We start from the raw sequence: 6,240 nt of genomic DNA on the forward strand, positions 1-6,240 counted from the left end.
CACACGTTGGGTATTTTTGCCAATTTTAAACAAGGTAAAAGTCAACGCGACTGGCTTCAACAAGCCAACGTTATAGGATGTTAAAGTCGAGCATCGCGTTTACTTACTCAAAAAGTATTGTAGTTGATAAGACTGAATCATTTCGCACTCTACTTTTTGATTTTCAAGAACCTTGGTCACAAGTTCGGTTATGTCATCATGTTGACAACCATTCGCATTCTCCACCATCAAAATCAGGTTATTACCGCTTTGGTCAACGTTGGTATCGTGATACAAACACGCGGAGCAAATGGCATCGTTCTTCAATAAGTCGGCTAGCTCAACATGTAGCAATTCACTTACAGTGGGAAGCTGTGAAGCATCGATAGACAATCGAGCTGTAACCATTGAGCCTCCAGTAGCATCGCCTTCGGACCAAAGCAGATCGGCGACTTTTCGCTCTTCCAAGCGAAGATGTTTGTCCACCCTCTTAGCAAGATCGCTTGGATCCATTTCGTTTTGTTTCTGATACAGTTCACTTTCTAGCACATCCTGATTCTGCAGGCGGTAATAGCATAGGTATTCGCCAGATTGTGAACAATAGTAGCGCTGACTCGACAAGAATCCCGGTATTTCCATACGCTGAGGAATATGTTCTTGATTGTGCCAATGGTTAAAGAGTGCATTCTCCCCACCTTCCATATGCAGCCATAGCATCAAAGCACTTTGTTTGCTTTCGTTCATCATCTATGTAGCCCAAAAGGTTAAACCAATAGAAATTAAATCGTTTTTAGTGCTTCACAGAAGGATTCAATGTCTTCATTGCTCATGTTAGCCCGTCCCATAACCCGGACTCCAGGCCGATCTTTAGCTACAATTGGAAAAAACACAGCGGAGCAGTAAAAGCCTTTTTGGAACAAGTGAGCTGATGCTTCAACAGCATCATCTACTGATGGCAAATCGATAACTCGTATAGGCAGACCGTTACCAGCATTGGAGCTTGGAATTATACGGTCGAAATGTGCCATGGCTTCGCCTAATTGTGCCTGTAATTTGGGCAACTCATCGCTCAGATGGATCTGTGCAGAAGCTTTGATTGCACCTAATCCTGGCGCATTAATCATTTGTGACCACCCCAGTGGACCTGAACAATAGTCGAGCATTTCACGATATTTATTGCTGCCAAGCATTATCACTCCGCCTGTGGCGCCGAACGCTTTGGCGAGAGAGCCTACAATAACAGTTCGATCATTCAACTTATCAAAAAATGAACGTGATAGACCGACGCCTCGTTCGCCGTATACGGAAATGGAGTGTGAATCATCGATGTATAAGAACAAGCCATACTCTTTTTGTAATCGAATTAGTTCTTCAATCGGGGCATTGCCACCCATGCTATAAGCACCGTCGCAAACATATGCTACGGTATCGTTTTCTTTACAGGCTTGCTCAATAAACTCAATGCTGTTATGTGGACAAGTAACCACTTCGGTTTCATTACCGCAATTAGGCTTGAGAATATTCATGGAGAAATGGCAGCTTCGGTCGAAAATCATCAAAGGTTTTTTTCCTTCAGTCATTTGCCCTGAAGCCAACAAAGGTAAAACTGATACAGAAGCGGTAAAACAAGAAGTAGTCAAAATGATCTCGGCATCGAATACCTTGGACATAAGTTGCTCGGTTTCGACCATCAACTTAGGAGCAATCCGTGCTCGTGAAACTGAAGTACTCATCGTGCCTTCATGCTCAAGGGCGCTGATTGCACCATCGATGACTTTCGGATGTCGGTTCAGGCCAAGGTAAGAGCAAGAGCACATATTGATAAACTCATGGCCATCATCCGTAATCAGCTTATTACCCTTGTAATCTATAGTTCTGATGCCTGTCAAACCATGTTCATTGGCTTTCCGCCAACTAACCAGACTGGAAGTAACCATTTTGCCGATATTTAAGTATTGCCCCATAAAAATCACCTATTATTTATATGATTAAGCTTGGAACAGTGGGATCGATCCTCCGTCCACAGTTTGGGCAAAAATAAAGCCCAGTCAATATCCTCACGTTTTATACTTAACTTCGAGCATTATGAATAACAAAGTTTTAATATCTATTGTCAGTAATGAAACGAGTTTTTCTTTTGGTTGCTAATTCAAAGTGAGAAAGCGTCACTTGATTGACGATAATTTGACGAATTTTTCCAGTTTGGATGGCTTCGAAAAGCGCAGGAGACTCTTTTTCCATAGCACTCAGAACCAAATCTTTCAATTCTGGCGGGGCCACCGACTGTTGGTGTAATGAGACAAGAACTTTTAATTCAGGCTGAGTTGAGGTTCCACCTATTTCTACATTAAACATAGTAATGTTCAATTTCGTATTTAGTTGGTCGATAATTCCGAATACTATATCTTTATTGATTACAGTATCGGCTAAAGCATGTTCGAATACAAACCGGCGTCCTTGAAGTGAAAAACGAGCTTCTGGTTGCGTTGGATCATCCAGCCACTGAGCCACATCGCCTGTATCCAACCTAATAGCTGGAGTTTGTAAACGAACATGGCTGGTAACCAACAAAGTGCCTTTTTTTCCTGCTTCCCTAATAACTTCTTCAGTTTCAGGGTCAATGATTTCAATAGTACACAGTTCTTTGAAAGGAATGTATTCATTGTATCGAGTAGGCACTTTACTGTACGCTACTTGGCCAACCTCGGTAGTACCATAAAGAAACGGGTACAGCGTTGCATTCGGAAACGCTTCTTCAAGCAGTGCCATTTGACTACCATAGAGATTTTCACCTCCACCTAATAGCCGTGTGATATTCAAATCTGGTCCTGTAGTATCCAATAAACGGCTAGCCAACCCCAAAAACGTGGGATTCATACCAGTAATCACATTGGCATTGAAATGTTGATACAAGGAAATAATTTCTTCGAAATCACGATCACAGCCTAAGGGAATTTCCGAACATCGCCCCGGAAACATACCTACAACATGATGCACTGCCATAAATGATGCACTACCAGGCTCTGATAGATTGAGAATTATATCTTTTTCTTGTAATAGGCCATTGCGCCAATGTGTTTCAGCCAACAAGCGATTAACAGTGCGCCATTCATCACGACCAAACAAAGTTGCTTTGGGTTTTCCGGTGGTACCAGAGGTTGTATAGAACATACCGTAAGGTTGTTCGCTGGCAAATAAAGCCGAAAAATCATCGTGTACCGCTGTCATCACTTTATCGAAAGAAGCGATCGGCAAATCTTCAAGCTGGTATTCCGTACCGAGATTTTCATAAAGTGAGCGGTAAAAAGGTGAGCCTTGTCGCGCTGTTTCCACAATTTGTTTCAGGGTATAAAAATTCAATTTAACCTTCCTTACGGATTCTGAGATTGTTGTAATAAATAAGCAGTCGCCAATAGATCCAAATAGCCATGTCCGACGGAACTAAAAACGGTTGCAGTGTTTTTTAGTTTGTTTCTGTCGAATGTCAGCATTTTAGTCAGTGTTAAAGCATCACGATGTAACTCTCCCGCTTCAGCCACTGCAGTATCAAGATCCTCCACAATCACATGGGCGCTTTGCAAAAGCGTATTTGGAACTTCACGCGAGTCACATGTATGCGCCCCCATGCAATTAACATGAACGTGGTCAGTAAGCTCTACATTAGAAAATAGCGGCGATCTTGAAGTGGTAGCAGTACAGATAATGTCTGTATTACTTACAGTATCTGTTACAGATGCAGGCATAAGAACTTCAATATTAGAACCAAATTTCTCTTCAATTTTTTTTGCAAATGCCAAGGTGTTGCTGGAAGTCCTTCCATACAACCGTATTTGGCGTATCGGACGGACAGCCATAACCGCTAATACTTGTTGCCAAGCTTGAGTGCCGCAACCAATTAACGCCATTTTATTGGCATCATCGGACGCGCAAATATCAGTCACCATGGCACTGACTGCTGCACACTTTAAGTTGGTCAACTGGGCACCGTCTAGCAAAGCCAATGGTTTTCCTGTAGTACCGTCAAAAACATTGACAATGGCATTTACCGAATTGCCTTTTTTCTCTCCATTAACTACCAAAGTGGCGACTTTTGTAATAAACAAATTACTGTTAGGGCAATATGCTGGCATAGCACCAAACGCCGAAAAGGGGCTTTGCTTTATAATCATCGATCTTGCCGGTACCCGTGCAGCCTCAGCTCTACCATTAGAAAATGATTCTTTGAAATAAGATATTAATGGTTTAAGATCAGTCAGTTCCGGCAACAAAGGCCAACCAAAGGCACCAATATTTAGAATAGACATCATGAATCCTTGCATGGACGTAGTGGAATTAAAAAGCTCCGCTCCCAACACAACACTGCAATATCATTCTGATTCAGTCCTCGGGTTTGTACTGTGACAATCCCTTGGCCCGGACGACTATTCGATTCGCGTTTGGTCAAAATAGTCGTTTCGGCATACAAGGTGTCGCCAACATAAACCGGATGACTCAATTTGACTTCTTTCCAACCCAGATTGGCAATCGCTCTGGCACTAGTACTGGCGAGGCTTAACCCCCCAATTAATGGAAAAAGTGACAAGACTGGATACCAAAGTCTGACCAAATTCAGTTTTCTTTGCATACTCATTGTCGATGTGCAAAGGGTGAGTATTCATATTGATCAGAGATTGCCATATGTTGTCAACTTCAGTAACAGTACGCCCAGGTTTGTGCTCGTACACATCCCCAATGTTGAAGTCATCAAAATAGAGTCCATGACTTTCACGATATCGCTGTGGCCCGATGGCCTCTAATATACTGAGAGGTTTGTTTTCCATATAATTTTATTCCTGATTACTACAACTCTATCGAATTCGCCCGGACAATATTTTCTTGCTATACTTGAGATGTGGCGGTCCAACCATTTTTTCTGAATCCATAGCCACAGATCGCTGCTTGTTCGACTCGAGCATAGATACGATCGACTGTGCTTTGGCCTTACTCTCTTCACAGATAGAAAAACCTTTGTTTATGGTAGAAACTTGGTTCGGGTGTAAGGCAATTTTCCCAGTGTATCCGAGTTTTTTCGCCTTCTCGATTTCCAACTGTAACATATCGTGTTCATACACTGAGAAACACTGAGAAACAGGGAGAATCTATAGCATGTAGCCCAAGCCTCTTAGCACAAATACTGATTTCCGCTTTGATGTAAGATAATTCGTTAGTTAGCGTCTGAGGGTTTAAGTCCATATCAACGGCAAAGTCCGCTGCCCCAAAAATGACCCCGTCTAAAGCTTTAGGTCGGTGATTGAGATGACGTAATTCGAAAAAGTTATCGATGGTTTCAATCACAGAAAATATCAAACTGTTTTTAAAATAAGTGCTTATTAGCGGCACATCACGAGCGATGCTGGACTTTGGCACAATCACAATATCAGGTTGGAGGGATCGTTCGGTCAAAAACAGGATATCTTTCAATCCTTCTTCAGTGTCGAGACTGTTGATCCTGATTGCCACTGGCAATTTGTGGTCGAATGGGTAGTGTTTCAACAAGGAGTTCCTTGCATCCTCCTTTTGGGCAAGAGGAACTGAATCCTCTAAATCAAAATGAATCACATCCGCATTTTAATTCTCTGATTTTTCAAACAATTTTCCATTTAAGGCTGAAGAACAAAGCCAGCTTCTTAACATACCTCCCTCCCTTAACATTATTTGATTATTTAGTTTTTATTTCCAGTATGGACAAAAGACGCTTATCTTTAGCGTGTCATTCTTACAATAAATACTTTTATAAAAAACTCGGACGAGTGGGATGATCGAAATCTGTCCACTCCGCTAATGTTGATGGTATATATTCTTCTAAATCAACCGAATAGAGAGAACTGATGGCAGCATGTCCATACTCATTGGCCAATTGTTTGGCTAAAAGCCTCATATGGAGAGCTTTCTCTGAACCATTGATAAACTGCCCTACAAATGCCTTCTCCAGCCTAAAGAGAATGTCTTCTTTGGTGCTATCGTCTACCCCCTCGTCCAACAATAAGTGACCTAACTCTTTGCTATATAAGTCGGGGAACGTCCAGTTAAGTAAATCCGTAATTTCATCTTTACGGCGGAAACGCAAGTTCAAGCTCCAACAATCATCCAAGTAATCGGCATAGTGCCAAGCATAAGATGGGAAATATTGATGTGGTTCAATGATTTTGGTCACCGTTATAGAGGTGATATGCTCACTTCGATAATTCAACAGGTGACATGATGAAAAGAAGTTTCAGCCCC

The 6,240-nt window shown here is 41.9% G+C and carries 7 protein-coding genes and 1 pseudogene; all 8 read right to left on the bottom strand.

From position 1 onward, the window contains the following. Positions 1-99: 99 nt before the first annotated feature. The 8 genes and pseudogenes from Xbud_RS18065 to Xbud_RS18100 all read right to left on the bottom strand — a co-directional run bounded on the left by Xbud_RS18065 (position 100) and on the right by Xbud_RS18100 (position 6,085). Positions 100-726, bottom strand: coding sequence for a DUF4286 family protein (locus tag Xbud_RS18065; protein WP_099137405.1), 627 nt, complete (start codon positions 724-726; stop codon positions 100-102). 32 nt (positions 727-758) lie between these two features. Next, positions 759-1,943 carry an aminotransferase class I/II-fold pyridoxal phosphate-dependent enzyme gene (locus Xbud_RS18070; RefSeq protein WP_099137406.1) on the bottom strand — a complete coding sequence of 395 codons (1,185 nt, stop codon included), beginning with the start codon at positions 1,941-1,943 and terminating at the stop codon, positions 759-761. A gap of 136 nt (positions 1,944-2,079) precedes the next feature. After that, positions 2,080-3,339 carry an AMP-binding protein gene (locus Xbud_RS18075; RefSeq protein ID WP_099137407.1) on the bottom strand — a complete coding sequence of 420 codons (1,260 nt, stop codon included), beginning with the start codon at positions 3,337-3,339 and terminating at the stop codon, positions 2,080-2,082. An 11-nt stretch (positions 3,340-3,350) separates the two neighbouring features. Next, positions 3,351-4,283 (bottom strand): ornithine cyclodeaminase family protein, encoded by a 933-nt coding sequence (locus Xbud_RS18080; protein ID WP_169923110.1) that lies wholly within the window; start codon positions 4,281-4,283, stop codon positions 3,351-3,353. Next, positions 4,283-4,799: pseudogene (locus tag Xbud_RS21230) on the bottom strand (MaoC family dehydratase). The gene Xbud_RS18080 and the pseudogene Xbud_RS21230 overlap by 1 nt, the downstream one beginning before the upstream one ends. A gap of 27 nt (positions 4,800-4,826) precedes the next feature. Beyond that, on the bottom strand, positions 4,827-5,075 hold the full coding sequence (locus tag Xbud_RS21505; protein WP_099137409.1) for an HpcH/HpaI aldolase/citrate lyase family protein: 249 nt from the start codon (positions 5,073-5,075) through the stop codon (positions 4,827-4,829). Between the two features lie 7 nt (positions 5,076-5,082). After that, positions 5,083-5,577: an aldolase/citrate lyase family protein gene (locus Xbud_RS18095; RefSeq protein ID WP_099137410.1), complete on the bottom strand. Its 495-nt coding sequence runs from the start codon at positions 5,575-5,577 to the stop codon at positions 5,083-5,085. A gap of 172 nt (positions 5,578-5,749) precedes the next feature. Beyond that, positions 5,750-6,085, bottom strand: a complete 336-nt coding sequence (locus Xbud_RS18100) for a hypothetical protein (protein ID WP_099137411.1) — start codon at positions 6,083-6,085, stop codon at positions 5,750-5,752. Positions 6,086-6,240 lie beyond the last annotated feature (155 nt).

The organism is Xenorhabdus budapestensis (assembly GCF_002632465.1).
GTDB classification, from domain to species: domain Bacteria; phylum Pseudomonadota; class Gammaproteobacteria; order Enterobacterales; family Enterobacteriaceae; genus Xenorhabdus; species Xenorhabdus budapestensis.

What these genes read in the sequence shown, in the direction of transcription:
- Xbud_RS18065 (WP_099137405.1), bottom strand. Translation starts at nt 726, where the DNA reads ATGATGAACGAAAGCAAACAAAGTGCTTTGATGCTATGGCTGCATATG.
- Xbud_RS18070 (WP_099137406.1), bottom strand. Translation starts at nt 1,943, where the DNA reads ATGGGGCAATACTTAAATATCGGCAAAATGGTTACTTCCAGTCTGGTT.
- Xbud_RS18080 (WP_169923110.1), bottom strand. Translation starts at nt 4,283, where the DNA reads ATGTCTATTCTAAATATTGGTGCCTTTGGTTGGCCTTTGTTGCCGGAA.
- Xbud_RS21505 (WP_099137409.1), bottom strand. Translation starts at nt 5,075, where the DNA reads ATGTTACAGTTGGAAATCGAGAAGGCGAAAAAACTCGGATACACTGGG.